Source organism: Paraburkholderia sp. SIMBA_054 (assembly GCF_046534875.1).
Taxonomy (GTDB): Bacteria; Pseudomonadota; Gammaproteobacteria; order Burkholderiales; family Burkholderiaceae; genus Paraburkholderia; species Paraburkholderia hospita.
In genome coordinates this window covers 1-297 of sequence record NZ_JAWRXV010000532.1, presented here as the reverse complement: position 1 = coordinate 297, position 297 = coordinate 1, and the positions used below count along the sequence as shown (strand labels likewise).

Below are 297 nucleotides of genomic sequence, written 5' to 3'. Positions count from 1 at the left end.
CAAGAATCCGGCCCGGTATGTCATGGCCCCGGAGTTCGCGCTTCCGACCGAAGAGGCCGAGTTTTCCGTGACGTGGCCAGAACGAAAAGAAAAGGGAAGCGTCTGCTGCATCTTGAACTTGCGGGGACATCCCATCGCGGAGTTTCAGTTTGGAGAGCGCGTTGGATTTTCCCTGCTGGCAAGAACAGGGAATCGGCTTGCCAGGCCCCTGGCGCGGAACACGTGACGGGAACGGGTCGATCCAATATGCTCGGCGCGGGGCTGGCGCCCAAGGTTCCCGGTGCTCGTGCGATGTCG

General features: G+C 61.3%; 1 protein-coding gene. It reads left to right on the top strand.

What is annotated here, in order from left to right; genetic code table 11:
- On the top strand, nucleotides 1–226 hold a 226-nt coding region (locus SB822_RS56215; protein WP_410858994.1), incomplete at its 5' end, for a hypothetical protein.
- Between the last annotated feature and the right edge of the window lie 71 nt (nucleotides 227–297).